The sequence below is a fragment of the Streptomyces sp. NPDC041205 genome (assembly GCF_055591765.1).
On sequence record NZ_JBVIZH010000004.1, the window covers coordinates 400,152 to 419,740 of the forward strand.

At 71.5% G+C, this 19,589-nt stretch carries 21 protein-coding genes; 6 read left to right on the top strand and 15 right to left on the bottom strand.

What is annotated here, in order from left to right; translation table 11 throughout:
* Positions 1-142 precede the first annotated feature (142 nt).
* From ACZ6BG_RS21550 to ACZ6BG_RS21560, 3 genes are read left to right on the top strand one after another with little or no spacing between them, the layout of a single operon-like run.
* The gene (locus tag ACZ6BG_RS21550; protein WP_469003698.1) at positions 143-469 is read left to right on the top strand and encodes a PadR family transcriptional regulator; all 327 of its coding nucleotides are present in this window, start codon (positions 143-145) and stop codon (positions 467-469) included.
* Positions 466-822 carry a DUF1048 domain-containing protein gene (locus ACZ6BG_RS21555; RefSeq protein WP_469003701.1) on the top strand — a complete coding sequence of 119 codons (357 nt, stop codon included), beginning with the start codon at positions 466-468 and terminating at the stop codon, positions 820-822. The genes ACZ6BG_RS21550 and ACZ6BG_RS21555 overlap by 4 nt, the downstream gene beginning before the upstream one ends.
* A gap of 1 nt (position 823) precedes the next feature.
* Complete coding sequence (locus ACZ6BG_RS21560; RefSeq protein ID WP_469003703.1) at positions 824-1,150, top strand: DUF1048 domain-containing protein; 327 nt, start codon at positions 824-826, stop codon at positions 1,148-1,150.
* Between the two features lie 51 nt (positions 1,151-1,201).
* Here ACZ6BG_RS21560 and ACZ6BG_RS21565 read toward each other — a convergent pair whose 3' ends face one another.
* Complete coding sequence (locus tag ACZ6BG_RS21565; RefSeq protein ID WP_469003705.1) at positions 1,202-2,437, bottom strand: epoxide hydrolase family protein; 1,236 nt, start codon at positions 2,435-2,437, stop codon at positions 1,202-1,204.
* A 406-nt stretch (positions 2,438-2,843) separates the two neighbouring features.
* Here ACZ6BG_RS21565 and ACZ6BG_RS21570 point away from each other — a divergent pair, with 406 nt between their 5' ends.
* Positions 2,844-3,113: an SRPBCC family protein gene (locus tag ACZ6BG_RS21570; protein ID WP_469003708.1), complete on the top strand. Its 270-nt coding sequence runs from the start codon at positions 2,844-2,846 to the stop codon at positions 3,111-3,113.
* 77 nt (positions 3,114-3,190) lie between these two features.
* Positions 3,191-3,784, top strand: a complete 594-nt coding sequence (locus ACZ6BG_RS21575; protein ID WP_469003710.1) for a TIGR03086 family metal-binding protein — start codon at positions 3,191-3,193, stop codon at positions 3,782-3,784.
* A gap of 3 nt (positions 3,785-3,787) precedes the next feature.
* Here the strand turns inward: ACZ6BG_RS21575 and ACZ6BG_RS21580 are convergent, their stop codons facing one another.
* Positions 3,788-4,747: a helix-turn-helix domain-containing protein gene (locus tag ACZ6BG_RS21580; RefSeq protein WP_469003712.1), complete on the bottom strand. Its 960-nt coding sequence runs from the start codon at positions 4,745-4,747 to the stop codon at positions 3,788-3,790.
* A gap of 163 nt (positions 4,748-4,910) precedes the next feature.
* On the opposite strand from ACZ6BG_RS21580, the gene ACZ6BG_RS21585 reads away from it, so the two are divergent.
* Complete coding sequence (locus tag ACZ6BG_RS21585; protein WP_469003716.1) at positions 4,911-5,942, top strand: saccharopine dehydrogenase family protein; 1,032 nt, start codon at positions 4,911-4,913, stop codon at positions 5,940-5,942.
* A gap of 84 nt (positions 5,943-6,026) precedes the next feature.
* On the opposite strand, the gene fabG is transcribed toward ACZ6BG_RS21585, so the two are convergent.
* The 13 genes from fabG to ACZ6BG_RS21650 all read right to left on the bottom strand — a co-directional run bounded on the left by fabG (position 6,027) and on the right by ACZ6BG_RS21650 (position 19,555).
* Positions 6,027-6,773 carry a 3-oxoacyl-ACP reductase FabG gene (fabG, locus tag ACZ6BG_RS21590; RefSeq protein ID WP_469003718.1) on the bottom strand — a complete coding sequence of 249 codons (747 nt, stop codon included), beginning with the start codon at positions 6,771-6,773 and terminating at the stop codon, positions 6,027-6,029.
* Positions 6,773-7,033: an acyl carrier protein gene (locus ACZ6BG_RS21595; RefSeq protein ID WP_469003721.1), complete on the bottom strand. Its 261-nt coding sequence runs from the start codon at positions 7,031-7,033 to the stop codon at positions 6,773-6,775. Before ACZ6BG_RS21595 ends, fabG begins: the two co-directional genes overlap by 1 nt.
* Positions 7,034-7,084: 51 nt before the next feature.
* The gene (locus ACZ6BG_RS21600) at positions 7,085-7,894 is read right to left on the bottom strand and encodes an SDR family oxidoreductase (protein ID WP_469003723.1); all 810 of its coding nucleotides are present in this window, start codon (positions 7,892-7,894) and stop codon (positions 7,085-7,087) included.
* 33 nt (positions 7,895-7,927) lie between these two features.
* A complete protein-coding gene (locus tag ACZ6BG_RS21605; protein WP_469003726.1) occupies positions 7,928-8,926 on the bottom strand; it encodes a beta-ketoacyl synthase N-terminal-like domain-containing protein in 999 nt (332 codons plus the stop codon).
* Entirely contained in the window at positions 8,923-10,134 is a 1,212-nt protein-coding gene (locus ACZ6BG_RS21610; RefSeq protein WP_469003728.1) for a beta-ketoacyl-[acyl-carrier-protein] synthase family protein, read from the bottom strand. Before ACZ6BG_RS21610 ends, ACZ6BG_RS21605 begins: the two co-directional genes overlap by 4 nt.
* Positions 10,131-10,994: a beta-ketoacyl synthase N-terminal-like domain-containing protein gene (locus ACZ6BG_RS21615; RefSeq protein WP_469003730.1), complete on the bottom strand. Its 864-nt coding sequence runs from the start codon at positions 10,992-10,994 to the stop codon at positions 10,131-10,133. Before ACZ6BG_RS21615 ends, ACZ6BG_RS21610 begins: the two co-directional genes overlap by 4 nt.
* Positions 10,991-12,130 carry a beta-ketoacyl synthase N-terminal-like domain-containing protein gene (locus tag ACZ6BG_RS21620; protein WP_469003733.1) on the bottom strand — a complete coding sequence of 380 codons (1,140 nt, stop codon included), beginning with the start codon at positions 12,128-12,130 and terminating at the stop codon, positions 10,991-10,993. Before ACZ6BG_RS21620 ends, ACZ6BG_RS21615 begins: the two co-directional genes overlap by 4 nt.
* Complete coding sequence (locus ACZ6BG_RS21625) at positions 12,127-13,692, bottom strand: class I adenylate-forming enzyme family protein (RefSeq protein WP_469003736.1); 1,566 nt, start codon at positions 13,690-13,692, stop codon at positions 12,127-12,129. Before ACZ6BG_RS21625 ends, ACZ6BG_RS21620 begins: the two co-directional genes overlap by 4 nt.
* Complete coding sequence (locus tag ACZ6BG_RS21630; protein ID WP_469003739.1) at positions 13,689-13,925, bottom strand: acyl carrier protein; 237 nt, start codon at positions 13,923-13,925, stop codon at positions 13,689-13,691. Before ACZ6BG_RS21630 ends, ACZ6BG_RS21625 begins: the two co-directional genes overlap by 4 nt.
* Before the next feature lie 83 nt (positions 13,926-14,008).
* On the bottom strand, positions 14,009-14,431 hold the full coding sequence (locus ACZ6BG_RS21635) for a PaaI family thioesterase (protein WP_469003741.1): 423 nt from the start codon (positions 14,429-14,431) through the stop codon (positions 14,009-14,011).
* A 53-nt stretch (positions 14,432-14,484) separates the two neighbouring features.
* The gene (locus ACZ6BG_RS21640; protein WP_469003743.1) at positions 14,485-15,882 is read right to left on the bottom strand and encodes an MFS transporter; all 1,398 of its coding nucleotides are present in this window, start codon (positions 15,880-15,882) and stop codon (positions 14,485-14,487) included.
* Between the two features lie 71 nt (positions 15,883-15,953).
* A complete protein-coding gene (locus ACZ6BG_RS21645) occupies positions 15,954-17,489 on the bottom strand; it encodes a class I adenylate-forming enzyme family protein (protein ID WP_469003745.1) in 1,536 nt (511 codons plus the stop codon).
* Between the two features lie 14 nt (positions 17,490-17,503).
* Positions 17,504-19,555, bottom strand: coding sequence for an oxidoreductase (locus tag ACZ6BG_RS21650; RefSeq protein ID WP_469003747.1), 2,052 nt, complete (start codon positions 19,553-19,555; stop codon positions 17,504-17,506).
* Between the last annotated feature and the right edge of the window lie 34 nt (positions 19,556-19,589).

Here is a 19,589-nt window from a genome sequence, read left to right on the forward strand (position 1 = left end):
ATGGCCCCCCGTTCGACCCCGCCGCTCTGAGGCCGCGCGAACCGACGGCCGTGAGCGCCCCTGACAGTCCAGCTACTCGGTGATACTGTGTAGTGGTACTCAGTACTACGCAGTACTGGAGGGGACGGAGGGGAGGCCCGCGATGGACGACCTGACGGAGATGTTGAAGGGCACGCTCGAGGGCTGCGTGCTCGAAATCATCAGCGGCGAGGAGACCTACGGGTACGCCATCACGCGTCGGCTGAACGAACTCGGCTTCACCGACGTCGTCGAGGGGACCGTCTACACCATCTTGCTGCGCCTGGAGAAGAACGGGCTCGTCCAGGTGACGAAAAAGCCGTCGGGAATGGGTCCGCCGCGCAAGTTCTATGCGCTCAATGACGCGGGCCACGAAGAACTCGGGAGGTTCTGGGTGAAATGGCAGTACCTCTCCTCGCGCATCGACAGGCTCAAGGAGGGCGGGAGATGACTTTCTGGGAAACCATCACCGGCAGCGATCTCAACAGGGAATACAAGGCGTTCGAGGCCCGGGCCAAGGTGCTGCCGGTCGAATATCAGGAGGCGTGGGGGCAGATCAATCTGCACCTCACCCCCTACGGGGACTTCACGGGCCGCAACCTGATGCCGATCCTCGACGGCGCCCTGGGGCTGCTGGAGGAGACGGCGGGGGACGGGCAGAGCGTTCGCGAGGTGCTTGGCGACGACATCAAGGGCTTCTGTGCGGCGCTGGCCGGCGGAGAAGGGTCTCGGGACTATCGGGACCGGTGGCGCGAGCAGTTGAACCGGAACGTCGCGAGGAAATTGGGCCGGCTGGGAGGCTGACGTGGGAATCCAGGACATCATCGAGGGCAAGAAGGAGTGGCGAGCGCACATGGCGCGAGTCAAGGCGCTCCCACCCGACTACCAGATCGTCTACAAGGAGATGCAGAAGTACTTCTTCAAGGTCGGACCGGTCGCATTGCCCGACGGGCCCCTGCTCCCGGGGATCGTCGATTTCTTCGAAGGGGGCGTCGCGGCCGGAAAGGGAGTCCTGGAACTCATCGGCGACGACGTCGCTGCCTTCTGCGACGACCTGATCAAGGAATCGCGCACCAACGCGGACGTCTATCAGGAGTCCATCGGCGGAAAGCCCGGCACGTCCGGGACGTAGGACCGACCGACAGCCGGAACACGTGAGGCGGCGGGTGCTGGGACGGTCGTCTCAGCACCCGCCGCCCGCCCGCGCCCGCAGCGTCTGGAAGAACCGCCGCACGTCGTCGACGAGGAGCCGCGGCTGTTCCATCGCCGGGAAGTGCCCGCCCCGGTCATGGGTCGTCCACTGCACGATGTTGTTGGTCCGGTCCGCGATGTGGCGCAGCGGGATGAAGTTGTCGTGCGGGAAGACGGCCAGGGCTGTCGGCGTCGGCGAGGGCTGCGGCGGGACGCCTTGGTAGGCGGCGTGTGCCCGCTCGTAATAGATGCGGGCCGCCGACCCGGCCGTGCCGGTGAGCCAGTAGAGCATCACGTTGGTGAGCAACTGGTCGCGGTCGACGGCGTCCTCCGGACGGTCCCGGGAGTCGGTCCACTCCTTGAACTTCTCTGCGATCCAGGCCAGTTGGCCGACCGGTGAGTCCGTCAGGCCGTACGCCAGGGTCTGCGGGCGGGTCGACTGGATGTCCGCGTAGCCCTGACGGTCCCGGCTCCACGCCTGGAAGCGTGCCCACGACGCCAGCGTGCGCTCGCGCTCGGCCGCGCTGAGGCCTTCGAGCTCGTCCGCGGCGGGTTCCTGGGTGGGGGTCGAGTTCGGCAGCAGGTTCAGGTGGACGCCGATGACCCGGTCCGGCCGGGTCCGGCCCAGCTCGCGCGTGATGCCCGCGCCCCAGTCGCCGCCCTGGACCCCGTACCGGTCGTAGCCGAGGCGCTCCATCAGCTCGCCGAACGCGGCGGCCACCCGCTGGAACTCCCAGCCCGTGTCCCGGGTGGGGCCCGAGAAGCCGAATCCGGGGATGCTCGGCAGGACCAGGTGGAAGGCGTCGGCAGGGTCGCCGCCGTGCCCGCGCGGGTCGGTGAGTGGTCCCGCGACCTCGATGAACTCGGCGATCGACCCCGGCCAGCCGTGCGACATCAGGAGCGGCGTCGCGCCGGGCTCGGGGGAGCGGACGTGGGCGAAGTGGACGGTGGCACCGTCGATCTCGGTGGTGAACTGCGGCCACTGGTTCAGCCGTGACTCCGCCGCCCGCCAGTCGTACGTGTGCCGCCAGTGGTGCGCCAGCTCCTTGAGGTAGCCGCGCGGGATGCCGTATTCCCACCCCACCCCGGGCAACTCGTCGGGCCAGCGGGTCCGGTCGAGGCGGTCGTGGAGATCGTCCAGGGCGTCCTGGGGGATGTCGATGCGGAACGGGTGGATGGCCTGGCTGGCGCGGATGGCGGTGCTCCTCGGGTCCGGTGACGTCGTCATGTCCCGGGGATGGTACGTGTGTCGATCCGGCCGCCCACGGGGCAGGCCCCCGCTCCAGTCGCTGCCGTACACACTGGTCACGCTTGACATGCAAGTAAATGCTTGCATAATCGAGAGTGAGGGAGCTGAGCTGGACGGAACGAGCCGTCGGGGTTCCACGGGATGAGCCGTCGAGGCTCTGCGCTTCATCCGACGCGCTTCATCCGAGGCGCTTCGTTCGACGTGCTTCATCCCAAGCGCTCCGTCCGACGCGACCCGCCGACGCCAAGCGGACCGGCCGCACGCACCGGGTAAAGCTCCCGTCCCCCTTCCGTACCGCTTCACGAAGTCCAGGAGCGGCGGATCGACACGTTCGTACGCCCCGACCGGAGCGGCGGGCGCACGCACACAGAAAGCCGAGCGCGGCATGACCACCAAGCAGTCGTTCGTCCACACCGCCTCTATCGAGGCCACCCCGGACCAGGTGTGGCACGCCCTGGCCGACGCCGACACGACCGCCGTCTACTGGGGGCACGCCAACATCTCGGACTGGCGCCCCGGCTCTCCGTGGGAGCACCGGCGCACCGACGGCAGCGGCGTCGCCGACGTCGTCGCGGGCGGCTGGTCCATGGTCCTTTCCAACCTCAAGACGTGCCTGGAGACCGGCAAGCCCCTGTCCCTGCCCGCCTGGTCCTGACCACCCCGGCCCGGCTCCGCCCCCGCGATCCACCGCGGTCCGCGCCGCCCCCCCAACGCACACTCAAGGAGACAGCCATGCCTCTGTCCGCACCGGCCGACCGATTCCGCCGCACCGCCGACGGATTCGCCGACCGCATCGCCGCCGTACCGGCCGACAGGTGGGACTCCCCGAGCCCCTGCCCCGCGTGGAGCGCCCGCGACATCGCCGCCCACGTGATCAACGAGGCGCGGCGCATCCTCGCCACCGTGCGCGGAGTCGGGCCCCAGCCGTTGTACGGAGTCGCCGTCGCCGAGATGGGCGCCCTGCCCGCACTCGACGCGGACGCCGATCCGCACGCCGCCTGGAAGGAGATCGGCGCCGGACTCACGGCCGCGATCGACGACCCCGACTGTCTGCGCGCGCAGATGCCCACCTTCGCCGGACTGATGCCGTTCGCCGACATCGTGGAGTCCCTGCCGGAGGACGTCCTCATCCACACCTGGGACCTGGCCCGCGCCACCGGCGGCGACGAACGCCTCGACGCCGAAGCGGTCGCGCACGTCCACGCGCACCTCAAGCCCATGGACGAGGCGCTGCGCCAGCCCTGGGCGTTCGGCCCGAAGGTGCCCGTGCCGCCGGGCGCCGACGCACAGACCGCGTTCCTCTGCTTCGTCGGGCGGCAGCCCTGAACGTCACGCGCCCGGGTCGGAGTCGGACCGCGCGCGGAACGTACGGCGGTACGTGTCCGGCGGCACGCCGACCGTCCGGTTGAAGTGGCGGCGCAGCGTCGTGGCCGTGCCCATGCCGGTGGCCTCGGCGACGGCGTCGACGCTGTCGCCGGTCGTCTCCAGCAACTCCTGGGCGCGGTGGATCCGTTGCGTGAGCAGCCACTGCAGCGGAGTCGTGCCGGTCGCCGCCCGGAACTGCCGGGTCAGCTGGCGCGAGCTCATCCGCGCCTGCCGCGCCAGGTCCTCCACGGTCAGTGGCTGGTCGAGCCGCTCCATCGCCCAGGCGAAGAGGGCGGCGAGCGGATGCTGGGACTGTGCGGGCACCGGCGTGGCGACGAACTGGGCCTGGCCGCCGTCCCGGTGGGGCGGCACGACCAGGCGGCGGGCGACGGCGTTGGCCGTCGACGAACCGTGGTCGAGGCGGACCAGGTGCAGGCACAGATCAAGGGCTGCGGCCTTGCCCGCCGAGGTGAGCACGCTCCCGTTGTCCACGTACAGGACGTCCGCGTCGACCTCCACCTCCGGGTAGCGCTCGGCGAGGACATCGGTGTGCGCCCAGTGCGTCGTCGCGCGCTTGTGGTCCAGGAGCCCTGCGGCGGCCAGCACGAACGCGCCCGTGCACAGGGACGCCACGCGCGCGCCCGCCTCATGGGCCGCGCGCACCGTGTCGATCAGGTCGGCGGGCGGAGCGACGTCGACATCCGCCCAGGCGGGGACGATCACGGTGTCGGCGCGCGGGATCCGGTCGAGGCCCTCGTCGGGCTCCAGCGTGAACCGGCCGACCCGCACCGCGCCCGAACCGCAGACAGCGAGGTCGTACCACGGCCCCGGCATGCTCGGCGGAGCAGAGCCGAACACCTCGTACGCCACGGACAGTTCGAACGGCATCATGCCGTCGGTGACGGCCAGCGCGACACTTCCCATGTCGGAAATTGTACGGGTCGCGTCGTTCCAGACACTCGTCGTGGCTGCCCGCGACCGCCAGGATGGTCGTAGTGGATCACACGGAGAACGTAGTGAGTCACTCAAGGAACACAGAGAACGCAGACAACTCAGAGCACACAGGAAACGGGGAGAGGTCGAGGTCATGGGTACGGGACAGCGAGTGCTGGTGTTCGGCGCGTACGGGCACACCGGGCGGTTCGTGGTCGCGCGGTTGAGGGACCGCGGGTTCGTGCCGGTCCTGTCCGGCCGCGACGCGGACAAGCTGCGCGACCTGGCCACGGCGCACGAGGGGCTGGAGACCCGCCCGGCGACGGTCGACGACGCGGACTCCCTCGACCGCGCGCTCGCGGGCACGGCCGCCGTGATCAACTGCGCAGGGCCCTTCGCCACGACGGCCGCCCCGCTCATCGAGGCGGCGCTGCGCGCGGGCATCCCGTACGTGGACGTCGCGGCCGAGATCGAGGCCAACGTCGACACGTTCGCGCGGTACGCGGACCGGGCCCGCGCCGAGGGAGCGGTGATCGTGCCCGCCATGGCCTTCTACGGCGGCCTCGGCGACCTGCTGGCCACCGCGGCGCTCGGCGACTGGACGACGGCCGACGAGGTGCACATCGCGTACGGCCTGAGCAACTGGCACCCCACCGCCGGGACGCGCACCGCGGGCGCGGTCTCCCGGGAGCGCCGCGACAGCCGCCGCGTCCTCTACACGAACGGGCGCCTGGAGTACCGCGACGACGAAGCACCCACCCTGAAGTGGGACTTCCCCGACCCGATGGGCACCCGGGCCGTCATCGGGGACTTCACGATGGCCGACGCCGTCACCATTTCCAGCCATCTGCCCGTGCCCGAGGTGCGCGGCTACATGACGGTCGAGGCCGTCCGGGACCTCGCGGCCCCGGACACACCGGCGCCCGCCCCGGTCGACGACAGCGGGCGCTCCGCGCAGACCTTCCTCCTCGACGTCGTCGTGCGCTCCGGCGCCGAGGAACGCCGCGCTGTGGCACGGGGCCAGGACATCTACGCCGTCAGCGCGCCCCTCGCCGTGGAGGCGGTCGAGCGCGCCCTGACCGGGAGGACCAGGACGACCGGCGTCGCGTCGGCGGGTGAGCTCTTCGATGCGGACGCCTTCCTGCGCGCGCTGTCCCCGCACGTCACCTTCGAGCTGTTCCAGTAGCCGAGGCGGCGGGCAGGGCCGCACCCCGACGGTGAGGCGTCGGCCCCGTCCGCGCCGAGGAATCAGCTTTTCGGCGGTGAGGCGTCAGAGCGAGAAGCCACCATCGATTCCGAGGACCTGCCCCGTGATGTAGGCGGCACGGCGGGACACCAGGAAGGACACCAGATCGGCGACCTCGTCGGGGGTGCCCGGACGGCGCAGCGGGATCCTGTCGAGCTGTTCCTTGCGTTTCGCCTCGCTGAGGTCGTCGGTCATGTCCGTCGTGATCATGCCGGGTGCCACGCAGTTGGCCCGCACCCCGAACCGGCCGAGTTCCTTCGCGATCGACCTGGTGAACCCGATGATCCCGGCCTTCGACGCCGCGTAGTTCGACTGGCCGACGTTGCCGTAGATACCCGCCACCGAGGAGATCGTGACGAGGGTGCCGCTGCCGTGGCGCATCAGTGAGCGCGCCGCGGCACGGCAGATGTGGAACGTGCCGTCGAGATTCGTGCGGACCACCGTGTCCCACTCGTCGTGGCCCATCCGGGCCAGCTGCCGGTCACGTACGACACCGGCGTTGGCCACCACCGCCGCCAGGGGGCCGAGTTCGGCCTCTGCCTCGGACACGAGGTCCTCGGCCTGGCCCGCGAGTGAGACATCGGTCCTGCGGGCGAGCACCCGCGCCCCCGTGAGGCGGGCCTCGGCCGCGACCTCGTCCGCCTTCTTCTGGCTGGACAGGTAACAGAACGCCACGTCGAAGCCGTCGGCCGCGAGGCGGAGCACGACGGCCCGTCCGATGCCGCGCGAGCCGCCGGTGACGACCGCGACCGGCCTTTCCCCGTCGGCCATCAGGTCGCCTCGACCTTGGTGGTGACGAGCCGGTGAATGGCCGTCAGCGACGTGAGGGACGGTATCTCCTCCTCGTCGATCTTGACGCGGTACTTCTTCTCGATCTGGACGGCGACCTCCATCGCGGTCAGGGAGTCCACGTCGAGGTCGTTCTTCAGATGGGCCTCGTCGGTCACTTCTTCGACGGGGAGTTCGAGCTCTTCGGCGATCAGCGCGCGCAGGTCCTCGAGGTCGACTCCGGCTGTCCGGTGGTCCGCCATGGTGCGGCTCTCCTTTCGATTCGGTCGCGGTTCGGGCGACTCGATCGCGGTTCAGACGACGAGGGCTTCGCCGCCGTCGACTCCGATGACGTTTCCGGTGAGCCACGACGAGTCGGACGAGGACAGGGTGACGATCGCCTCGGCCACGTCCTCGGGACGCGTCAGGCGGCCGCCGGGGTTGATCTCCCGGCAGTGGGCGATCAGCTTCTCGCTGCCCGGGATCTTCCGCAGCGCCGGGGTGATCGTGGTGCCCGCCCGGATCGCGTTCACCGCCACGCCGTGGGGCGCGAGTTCCACCGCCAGGTCGCGGACATGGGCCTCCAGCGTCGCCTTCGCCGCCGACACGGGCGCGTACCCGGGAAGGACCCGGGTGCCGCCCGCGCTGGTCATGGCGAAGACCTTCGCCCCGCGCGGCAGCAACGCCGCCCTCACCAGGTCCTGGATCCAGTACACGAGACTGTGCCCCATGACCTCGACGGTCATCGAGAGCTGCTTGGGCGTGACCTCCGGGGACTCTTCCTCCTGGCCGCCCCGCGCCGGGAGGAGGGACGTCAGCGTCCCGTAGGCGACCGAGTGCAGGACGACCCGGGTCCCGGCGCCGGACGTCAGGTCACGGATGACGGGGACGAGCTCCGCGCGGGCCTGTCTCGCCGCGACGTTGCGATTGAAGAAGTGTGCCTCCACGCCGAGTTCACCCAGCGACTCGGCGTACTCCTGCGCTCGCTGCTGCCCCTCGGCCAGGTCGAAGTGCACCCCGATGATGTTGCAGCCCGCGTCGGCCAGGGCCCGCGCGGTCTGCTTGCCCATGCCGCTGGAGACGCCGAATATCAAGGCCCAGGATCCCTTGAGGGGAACGAACATCGGTTTTCTCCCTGCTGGTCGGAGCCGAGACGGTCAGGTGCGGGCCCTCGGTTCGGTGCGCACGCCCGGTTCCCCGGCGCGATGGGGCGCGACGGTCATCTCGGCCCACGCGAGAGTGCCCTGGGCGGACGCCGCCAGGACCGCGCGCCGGGTGGGGGCCGTGTGCTCCTGCGCGAACAGGCCGAGGACGCGCCGCAACGGGACGAGGCAGCCGGCCTGCGCCGGGGACGGCACGACGACGACGTCGCACGCGCCGCTCAGACGGTCCAGCCACCGGGCAGCGGCCGTCCCCACCGCCGAGTCGTCAAGGACGGCGTCGATCCGGCCCGGCGGATCGTCGCCCACCAACGGCCCGAAGACAGCGTCGACCTCGCTCTCCGCCGAGCCGGGAACCAGGAACGCGCCGCGCGCCCAGCACGTGCCATAGCGCGCGTGCGTCCCCGCGACGGGCTCGCACTGCAGCACCGCGGCGCCCGCCTCCGAGCGCGGGCCGGTCGACTGGGCGGGAGACAGCGCCTCCTCGACGGCGCCCACCAGGACCGCCCGGGCCCGGCCCGCGGCGATGGCGCGGGCCGCTATCCGCAGCGCCTCGAGACCAGCGGTGACGGGGGAGTTGACGGTGAGGTTGAAGCCGGTGATGTCATGCTCCATCGACAGCCTGCTCGCGAACGAACTCATGGCGATGAAGGGGCTGCTGGACGGCGACATCTCGTCGGCGCCCTCCCGCACGATGATGTGGTCCAGCTCCTCCAGCAGCGCGGCGCCGGTGTTGTTGACGGCCACCACCGCCGCCCGGAGGTTCCGCTCGGTCCGCGCGAACCGGTCCCCGGCGTCGCCGACCGCCAGCCTCGACGCGGCGAGGAGGTACTTGCACGCGTCGGGCAGCCGCCGGTAGCCCCGCCCGGGCAGCGCGACCTCGGCCCGGAACCAGCCGGGAACCGCCTCCTCGGCCGGAGCCAGCGCTCCCTCGGCCCCACAGACGCCCGGCGCCACCATCCCCAGGCCCACGACGGCCAGCTCACCGGTGCTCACCACGCCTCCTCCGCGTTCTCCCCGGCCACGTCCCTGACGACGAGAGACGCGTTGTTGCCGCCGAACGCGTACGTGTTGACCAGGACCGCGGGCGCCGCCAACGGCACCGGACGCTCCTGCGGAACCCAGACGTCACACTCCGGGTCCTGGTCGATCGGGGTGTTCGCCGGGCTCGTCCGGTGGCGCAGCATGAGCGTCGCCGTGAGGCAGGCGAACGCGCCCGCCGCACCGGTCGTGTGACCGATCATCGCCTTGAGCGAGAAGAGCGGCAGCGCACGCGTCCGCCCGCCGAACACCCGGTGCAGCGCCTGGCTCTCCACCACGTCGTTGAGCGGCGTCCCCGTCCCATGGGGAATGACACAGCCCACCTCGGAGCTGCTCAGGCCCGCGTCGGCCAGCGCCTCGGTCATCGCGCGGACGACCTGGTCCCCCGACGGATCGGGGGCCGTCGGATGGTAGGCGTCACAACTCCAGGCCGCGCCGGCCAACTCGGCGTACGGCTCGGCGCCGCGCCGCCGGGCGTGCTCGGCAGCCTCCAGCACGATCATGGCCGAGCCGTCGCCGAACATCGTGCCCGCCCGGTTCCGGTCGAAGGGCCGGCAGCGCACCGGATCCGCGGCCCCCAGCCGGTTGAAAGCGCCGATCCCCGCCCGTGTGACCCCCTCGGCGCCACCGACGAGGACCGTGGTCGCCTCACCCGCGCGGATCATGTCCAAGGCGATCGTGAGCGCGTAGCCACTGGCCGAGCAGGCGTTCCCCACACTGGTCGGCGCCGCCCGGGAGCCGATCTCCGCCCCCACGACAGCGGCAGCCGGGGTCAGCGTCGTCCACGCCGTCCGGCCCGCGCTGCGCTGGATCTCCTGCATGTCCGCGTTGCCCAGCTCCACCCCGAGCACCACGGGAACGGCGGCGCGTGCCCCGTACTCCACACCGGCGTCGGCGAGCGCCTGCTCGGCCGCGGCGACCGCGAGGCGCGGGCCGCTCCCCAGCTCCACCCCGGCGTAGACGGCCGGTTTGGCGGGCACTTGCGCCCGGTCGACCAGATACATCTTCGTCGTACGCATGTTGAGGTGCGGCAGCGGCACCTCAGCGGGCTCCCCGCCACCCGCGAGCAAGCCGTCCCAGTGCGCGGCGACACCGGTGCCCAGGCAGGAGATCGCGCCCAGGCCGGTGATGACGACACGTCGGTCCCTTGCGCACGTGTTCATGTGTCCCTCCCTCGAGCGGGCGTGAGGACCAGCGCCGAGACCGAAGTCCCGTCGCCCTCCCCGCTCCCGGCGCCCGCGACGGCGAGCACCGCCTCACCGTCCAGTCGCTCCACGGCCAGCGCGCACTGCACCACGCCCAGGGCCCCCGAGCACCGCCCGAACCGCGCGGTCGGCTCACCGTCCAGGCACCGCCGGACCGCCGTTGCGCCCGCCGCCCGCACGGCGGACCGCTCGTCGCCCGCCCTGCCGTATCCGGCGATCTCCGCGCGGATCCGCGCACCGCGGCGCACGGCGTGCCGCACGGGCTCGATCACCAGGCCCACGGCTCCGTCGAGCCACCTGCTGCCGCCGGTCTCCTGGTGCAGTCTGGCCACCGCCGGGCTGTCCGGCTCCACGCCGATCACCAGGGCCGCCGTGGCCCGGCCCGCCGCGATCAGGTTCCGTGCCGCGGCCACGGCGTCGAGCCCGCTCGAAGCACCGTTGCACAACGTCAGATTCGGGCCGCGGATGCCGTGATCGAGCGCGATCCAGGCCGCCGACACGGCGCTCGACAGCTGCGGTACGCGCATCGGGCTGATGTCCGTACTGGCGCCGGCGGCGAGCGTCGCGACGGTGTCGCACACCGGGTCCAGGTTCCCGAAGTTGCTGGAGACGACGACCGCCGCACCGCCGAGCTCGGGCGCGCCGAGCAGCCCGGCGTCCTCGATCGCCCGCCGTGCCGCCCGCACCGCGAACCGCGACGCCCGGTCCTTGTGCCGCATGCCCCGCCCGGCCAGCGCGGTCACCGGGTCGAAACCGGGTCCCGCCACCGCCCAGCCCACACCGGTGACAGCGGTCCGCACGAGCGCCCGAGTACTCACCGCGATGCCCCTTCCACGATCGCCACGGCGTTGATGCCGCCCATGCCGACGGCGTGCACCTGCGCGGCGCCGAGCGGCCCCGTCGCTGGCCGACCGGACACCAACCGCAGCTCTCGCGCCTCCTCGATCGGGTCGGTGAGATCGCTGATCGGGGGCACGACCCGGGAACGGATCGACTCAAGGGCCACGACGAGGTTCAGGAGCCCGGCGCCGCCGGAGATGTGGCCCATGCCGCCTTTGATCGCGGTGACCAGCGGGCCGGGATCGGCGGCCTTGAACACGTCCTTGAGCGCGACCGCCTCGGCCAGGTCGCTCTGCGCCGTGCCGCTCCCGTGCACGATCACCAGGCCGATGTCCTCAGGGGCGGCCGACGCGCGCTCGTGCGCCTCCTCGATCGCGCGGACGATCCCCGCGGCGTCCGGCGCCGTCGGATGGGACGCGTCACAGTTCATGCTCACACCCCGGACCAGGCCGTGGACGAGGCCGGGGCTCGTACCGGCGCGCCGGAGGACCACCGCCACCGCGCCCTCACCCATGATCATGCCGCGCCGGGACCGGTCGAACGCGCGGATCGTGTCCGGCGGCGGGAACTGGATCCGGTCGAACCCGCCGAAGGAGCTCTCGGTGATGGAGTCGGTGCCCGCCACCACCACGGTGTCCGCTTCGCCGAGGGCGATCAGGTCCGTGGCCATCCCCAGTCCGTACAGCGACGCCGCGCATGCGCTGGCGATCGTCTGTACGTGGTACAGGCCGAAGGCGGCCCGCAGAGCCGAGGTGAAGTGCAGGTCCGTGGGGGAGAGGGAGCCCTCGTGGCCCCACCAGAGTTCGGCGGTCCGCATCTCCCGGTGCGTGGTTCCGACCAGGACCGGAAGGCTGGGCTCAGGTTCCGGCAGGCCCGCGTCGGCCAGGGCCTCCCGGACGACACGGACGAGCCAGCGGGTCGCCCGGAGCGGTTCGTCCACACCGGGGCGCGCCCGGTCCAGCACTTCGTAGGCCGAGCCCGCGCGGTACTTGGACGGGTCGAACGTCGAGAAGGGTGCCGGGCCGGACTGCCCGGAGCACAGGGCGTCATGGATTGCGGCGACGGTGTCGCCGAGCGCACAGATCGCGCTCATGCCGCTGATCTCCCAGCTCATGGGCCGCCCTCCGGAGTGCCGACGGAGCCGCCGGGCCGGTGGCGCAGCCGGAAGCGGGCCAGCTTGCCGTTCGCGGTGACGGGGAGGCGGTCGATGATCTCCACCCGGGACGGCCTCTTGTACGGTGCCAAGTCGGCGCGCAGCGCCACCCGTACCGCCGTGCGGGCCTCGTCCGGGCGGGCCGGGTCCCGCGCCACGACGTACACCGTGGCCTGTTCGAGCCCGGTGGTGTCCGTGCTGCCCACGACCGCGCAGTCGGCGACCTCGGCGACCGTCCGGACCACGTGCTCGATCTCGGCCGGCGCGATCTTGTAGCCGCCGAGCAGGAGCATGTCGTCGGCGCGGCCGACGTGGCAGAGGTCGCCGCCGGTCGCGCGGAAGGCGATGTCGCCCGTGTAGACGCCGCCGTCGGCGAACGCGCGGACGGTGTCGTCGGGCCGGTTGAGGTAGCCGAGCGCGGCCGACTCCGTGGTGAGGTGCAGGCGGCCGGGGATCCCGTCGCGGACCGGTCGGCCGTCGTCATCGCGGATGGCGGCCGTCACCCCCGGGACCGGGAAGCCGATCGATCCCGGACCGGCGGCCTCGCCCTGGCCCACGGCGGCCGCCACGACCGTGTGCAGGACCTCGGTCGCGCCGAAGCCGTTGAGCAGCGGCACGTCGAACGCCTCGGTGATACGGGTGGCCAGTTCACCCGGCAACTGCTCGCCGGTGGCCACGGCCAGCCGCAGCGAGCCGGTCTCGACCGCCTTGCCCTGCTCCGCGAGTTTGAGCAGGCCCGCGTAGAGGCGGGGTACGGAGAACAGCACGGTCGGCCGGTATGTGTCCAGGGCCGCCGCCACGGTGTAGGGATCCGCCGGCCCCTCGAGCAGCACCGCACTCGCGCCCGCCGCACAGGGGTGGAGCAGCGAGTTGCCGAACCCGTACCCGAACGACAGCTTCGCGGTGGACAGGACGACGTCGTCCGGGGTGAGTGCCAGCGTGCTGCCGACACCGCGCAGGACCGCGTGCACCGCCCGCAGACAGTGCCGTACGCCCCGGGGCCTGCCGGTGCTGCCGGAGGTGTACTGGACCAGCAGCTCATCGGTGTCGCGGAAGCGGGCGCAAGGAGGCGGGGCCTGGCCCGCGTTTCCGGGACCGGGGCCGATGCGCAGCCCGGCGCGCCCGGCCGTCCGGCGCTCCGCGTCGACCTCGCCCAACTCGGCCCGCAGCGCCGCCTCCTGTGCCGGGGCGACGTACAGCTCGGCGAACTCCGCCTCGCTGTCCCGCACGATGAAGGCGACCTCCGCGGGCCGCAGCATCGGGTGCAGCACGATGGGCACGCACCCGTGCCACCACAGGCCGAGGACGGCGGTGACCGCCGCGACGCTGTCGTCGGACACGACGACCGCGCGGCAGCCGGGCCGCACGCCGGCCGCCCGGAGGCTCCCGGCGTGGTCCGTCACCGCGTCCCGCAGGTCGGCGTAACTGACCGCACCGACCCGGCGGTCCACGGCGCAGCGCCGACCGCCGGGATGGTCGAGCAGCAGCTCGACCGGGTTCGCGATGCCGGTGGCGGGATTCATGGCACCTGATGCCGGTCCTGGAGCAGCCGCATCACGTCCCCGACACTGTCCATCTCCGCGGCGTCCGCCGGGTCGAACTCCGCTCCAGTGGCCCGTTCGAGGGCCACGACGAATTCCGCCTTGTGGAGCGAATCCATTTCGAGGTCCACATAGAACGACTTGTCGATCCCGATGTCGTCGACGTCGAGTTCCAGGACGCCCGCCACCAACTCCCGCACATCCCGGTCGGTCAACACGGCATTCTCGTCTCCTCCGCCGATTCGTCATCGGAGCGCATGGGCGACCATTCGGTCACGTGTGTACACGCACACCCGGGTCATCTCTTGGCTTTCCTGATCGCTTCGGTGACCACCGACTCGCTTGTCACCTTTCCGCCTTGCAGGAGCGAGACACGGACCGTGGCGGAGCGCTCGTCCATCGAGTCGAGCCTGGCTTCGGCGCGCACGTCTCCGGGGCGGGTCATCGTCAGGTACGTCACGTTCAACTGGGTCGTGGCGAACACCATGTCGTCCTCCAGGACGCTGAACAGGGCGAACCCGGCGGCCTGATCGTGAATTCCGGCGACATGGCCACCGAAGGCCACATCCGGCTCCACACACAGCTCATCGGGAATGTGGAAGGTGACCGCGACGAACCCCGACCGCCATTCCATCGCGACGACCCGCAGGCACAGGCGCGCGACATAGGGCGGCACCGGGGTGGTGCCCGCGGCGATGACATCGAGCATCTTCTGCCGCATCGTCAGGGCACCCGGCGGCGAGGATCCGTCCACGTACACTCCCACCTTTCCTGTCATGAAGCCGGACTGTCACGGTCGGTGCGGCTTTCGCGCGCCATGAGCCACACGAGCGCGGACGCGAGGGCGAAAGCCGTCACCACGACGACAAGCCCGAGCATCATGTCGGTCCGCAGCCGCGGATAGTCGAGGTCCGTCAGATCTCCGTGGAACCCCCGGAAGAACGCCAGCCCGATCACGGCCACGCCCAGAGCAGAACCGAGCTGCTGCGCGGTGGAAAGCGTCCCGGAGACCGCCCCGGAATCGTCATGGCGAACCCGGGCCATCACGAAGTTCAGCAACGGCCCGAGTACGAGGCCGAGACCCAGGCCGGTGACCACCATCGTCGGCGCCATCGCCCACCCGAGATGCCGCCCCGAGCTGTTCCAGCCGATGGTGGCGATCATCAAAGCGCTGCCGGCGGCGCAGAGGGCGCAGCCGACGAGAAGGGTACGGGGCGCCGTGAGTCGGGCCACGACGCGCGCCGACCACAAGGAAGTGATCGTGCTGCCCACCGCGTACGGCGCCATCGCCGCGGCCGTCGCGAGCGCCCCGTAACCGAGGCCGTACTGAAGCGTGATGGAGAAATAGAGGAAGAACGGCACGACCGCGGAGAAGTACACCAGATAAAGGGCCAGGGCCAGTCGGAAAGCCGGATCGCTCCACAGCCCCGGCCGGAGCAGCGGAACCTTCCCCTGCCGCTCCAGCGCCGACTCGAGCCGGAGAAAGACGGCGAGCAGCACCGGCGCGCACAGGAGCAGCAGCCACCCCCACAGCGGCCAGTCCTGATCACGGCCGATCGTGAGCGGCACCAACAGCGCGATCAGCAGCAGGACGACGGTGAGCGAGCCCGCGTAGTCGAGCCGCAGACGCAGCCCTTTGTGCGCCGGCACCATCCGGGGCGCCAGCGTGATCAGGACGATGCCGACGGGAATGTTGATGAGAAAGATCGGGCGCCACCCCCATCCGGCGACATCCGCGGCGATGAGCAGCCCGGCGATGATCGGGCCCGCGATCGTGGCGCAGCTCACCACCGCGCCGAGGAGCGCGAACGCCCGCCCTCGCCGTGCCGCGGCGATCGAGATGTGCAGGGTCGCGATGATCTGCGGGAACAGCACGGACGCGGAGAGGCCCTGCCAGACCCGGGCGGCGATGAGCTGGCCCGGCCCCTGCGCAAGGCCGCAGGCGAGGCTCGCCAGGGTGAAGGACACGGCACCGATCATGAACATGCGCCGTCTGCCGTACAGGTCGCCGAGGCGGCCGCCGGTGATGAGCATCACGGCGTACGCGACCACGTAGCCCGCGACCACCAGCTGCACCTCCGGCACGCTCGCCCCGAGGTCGCGCTGCAGGCTCGGCATGGCGACGTTCACGATGGAGGTGTCGGCGAGCAGCATGAAGGCGGCGCCGAGCACGAGCGTCGCCGCTCTTCGCTCCGCGGGCAGGAACCGGTGGGAGACCGATGCCGCCGACGTGGCGGAGCCACTCATCCGAGGGTTCCGGGCGAGAGCAGCCGATGGCGGCGGACCTTCATCGTGCCGGTGAGCGGAAACTCCTCCCACGGCCGGTAGTCGACCCTGGTGTCCTCGGGCAGCCCCGCCTTGTCGCGGGCGTGCTGCCAGCGGCCCTCGTCGACCGGTTTGCCGTCGACCGTGGCCGCCACCGCCGTGACCGTCCCGTCCCTGCCGACGATCACGACCTCGGCGATGTCCGGGAGTTCGTCGAGCAGGATGTCCTCGGCACGCAGGGTGCTGGGCACGCCGGGGACCTGGTCCACCTGCCGGTCGTGGAGCTCCAGGTGCCCGTCCGGGCGGAGCACGCCGATGTCGGCCATGGGCCACCAGCTGTCACGGTCGGGCAGCGGCGGGTGGCCGATCATCGATTCGGCCCGGGCGGGGGTGCGCACCTCGATCCGTCCGGGTGTGCCGGCCGGGAGCACCGCTCCGCTGTCGTCCACGACGCGGATCTCCATGCCGGGGAACGCCACGCCCACGTCACGGGAGTCGAGCCGTCCCGGCTCCCGGATGTCGGACCGCGTGGTCATGAGGATCGTGACCGGGCCGGTCTCGGTCTGTCCGTACGCCTGGATGAAGGTCGGGTCGGGATGGTCCGTCGCTTCGAGGAGCGTGCGCAGGGTCCGTGGGTGCAGGGCGTCGAAACTGCTGATGAAGCGCTCGGCCGTGCTGAACGGGTTCGGTGTCTCGCGTGCCAGCGCTTCCCAGTGCAGGAACATGTTGGGCTGCGCTTCCAGCGTCTGCGGCCGGTAGCGCAGGAGTGCCGCGCGCACCGAGGCGAGGTCGGGGGAGGAGATGCCGAGGAACGGCACTCCCGTGTTGAGCGCCGTGAGGATCCCGGTCGACATCCGCACATGCACGAAGGACAGGCACTTCGCGCTGATCCCGGCGTAGTCGAGCGACTGCACGACGTTGATCTGGGGAGCCACGTGGGCGTACAGGGAGTCCACCGTGTGCACGAGGAGCTTGGGTTTCCCGGTGGTGCCGGACGAATGCGTGATGAGGGTCGGGTCCGTGCCGGGACGGTGGGTGACCTGGTGGGGTGCCGACTCACCGAGTTCGACCGCCCCTGTCAGCGCTGCTTGGGGGGTGAGCGTGAGGACGCCGGTGACGATCTCGCCGAGGTGGTCCTGCCAGGGGCGCAGGGCCGTGGCGCCGCCGGTGTCGGTCAGGAGGTGAGGCTGCTGGAGTTCCTTGAGGCAGTGCAGGAGATCGGCCGGCTCCATCGTCGCCGACAGGAGCGCGGGCAGCGCGCCGATGCGGACGATGGCGCACTGGATGGCCTGGATGTCCAGATGATTGGCCTTGACCAGCGCGACGACCGCGCCGGGCCGCACTCCGGCCGCCCACAACCGGTCGGCGTAGTCCGCGACCACGACCGCGAAGTCGCTCACCGTGTTCGAGGTGCGGCACGCCGAGGTCCAGGGCGTGTCCGCGCACAGGGGGGTCTCGCCGTGGTCCTCGGCGGCGCTTTCGGGCAGCAGGCCAAGATCTGCGACAGGGAGCACGGCATCCTCCTCCGCTAGGACGACTCTTGTGAAGTAGCGCGATCCGGTGTCCCGCGCGGGAAGCGCGAGGGCGAGTTCAGGGTTGGCTGGTCCACGACGCACAGGTCCGCACGCCCGGCCAGGACGATCGTGTTGACGTCGTCCGTGGCGATCGAGCCCGCTGCTATCACGGCGAACTCGCTTCTGCGCCCCGCCTGGTTGCGGACCCGGTCCGCGTACACGTCCCGGTCGGCCCGCGCCCCGGCACAGACGTGCACTGCCGTCGCGCCGTGCGCGGCGAACTCGTTCGCGATCCCGGCCACCGCGTCGGCACCGTCCCCGTCCGGATACCACCGCGCCGGTGAGATCCGCACGCTGAGCGGCCGCTCGTCGGGCCACACGGTGCGGATCGCGTCGAACACGTCGATCTGGTGGCGCAGCCGCTCGCGCGAGGAGAGCAGGCTGTCGTGGGCGCAGTCCAGTTCCAGCAGGTCGAACCCGTCGGCATCCGGCAGATCGAACCCGGCGGTGGCGGCGCGCCGGGCCGCGGCGGCGAACTCGCGGCACAGCCCGCCCGGGGGCTCGCCCGAGCCGACGGGTCCGTAGTGGCCAAGTCGTACGCCGATCTTCGCCGTTGAGTTCGTGTGGACGAAGTCCACCACCCGCCGCCACCCGGCCATCTGCTCCCCGCTGTACAGCCCCGCGCCGCCCGGCACGGCCGCGCCCGTGGCGGAGACGGCCACCGGCCCGGCCAACACCAGGCCCGCCCCGCCGAGGGCCGCGCCGCCCAGGCGCACCAGCTGAAGGTCCCCCGGCACACCGTCGCGGCTCGGGGCCATCGCGTCGGGGGACACCACGACACGGTTGACCAGCTCCAGGCGGCCGAGCGAGAACGGCTGGAACATCGGCTGGCCCGCCGCGCCGCCCGCCGCTTCGGCGAACCAGCGCTCCGCCCGGGCGGTGAACCCGGGGTCGCGTCGGCGCAGGCCGGTGTAGGAGACCCGGCGGCTGCGGGTCAGGAGGTTCACCGCGAACTGCTGCGGCTCCTGGTGGGTGTAGTGGTCGACGTTCTCGAACCACTCCCGGCTGGCCTGTGCCGCGTGCTGGAGGGAGCCGACCGCGGGGCGGCGCTCGGCCTCGTACGCGGCAAGCGCCGCTTGCGTGCCCGGCTGCTCCCGCAGGCTCGTGGCGAGGGCCAGCGCGTCCTCCATCGCGAGCTTGGTGCCCGAGCCGATGGAGAAGTGAGCCGTGTGCGCGGCGTCGCCGATCAGCGCGACGTTGCCGTGCCGCCAGGTGTCGCACCGCACCGTGGGAAAGCGGAGCCAGCGGGAGTTGTTTCCGTACAGCTTCTGGCCGTCGAGGATGTCCTTGCACAGCTCGGCGATGATGCCGATCGACCGTTCGTCGCTCTCTCCCGGCGCGAGCCGCGGGGGAGCGGCGGCGCCGAACCCGGCCGCGTGCCAGGCGCTTTCGGAGAGCTCCAGGATCAGGGTGCTGGCATGACGGGAGTCGGGATAGGCGTGCACCTGCGCGGCCCCGCCCGGCGTGTCGATGACGTGGAACTCGAACGAGTCGAGTTCCAGGTCGGTGCCCAGCCAGATGTACCGGCAGGTCCCGGTGCGCACCGTGGGCCGGAAGGCCTCGGCGTACCGCTCCCGGACGAGGGAGTTCGCCCCGTCGGCGGCCACGACGACGTCATGGTCGGCGGTGAGGGCGTCGACGTCGGTGATCTCGCTGCCGTAGCGCACCGGAACGCCGAGCTGGGCGCAGCGCCGCTGCAGGGTCTGGAGCAGCCCGGCGCGGCTCATCGCGGCGAAGCCGTTGCCGCCCGCCGTGAACGTGGTGCCGCGGTAGTGCACATCGATGTCGTCCCACCGGGCGAGCAGCGGCCGCAGCTCGGACAGGACGGCCGGGTCGGCGCGCTCGATCCCGCTCAGCGCCTGGTCGGAGAGCACCACGCCGAACCCGAACGTCTCGTCGGGTGCGTTCCGCTCCCAGACGGTGATCTCGTGCGTGGGGTCGAGCTGACGGGCCAGCGCGCTGAAGTACAGCCCGCCGGGTCCGCCGCCGATCACAGCGATCCGCACCTGGACCTCCCGCGGTCTGCTGGTGCGTCCTCGG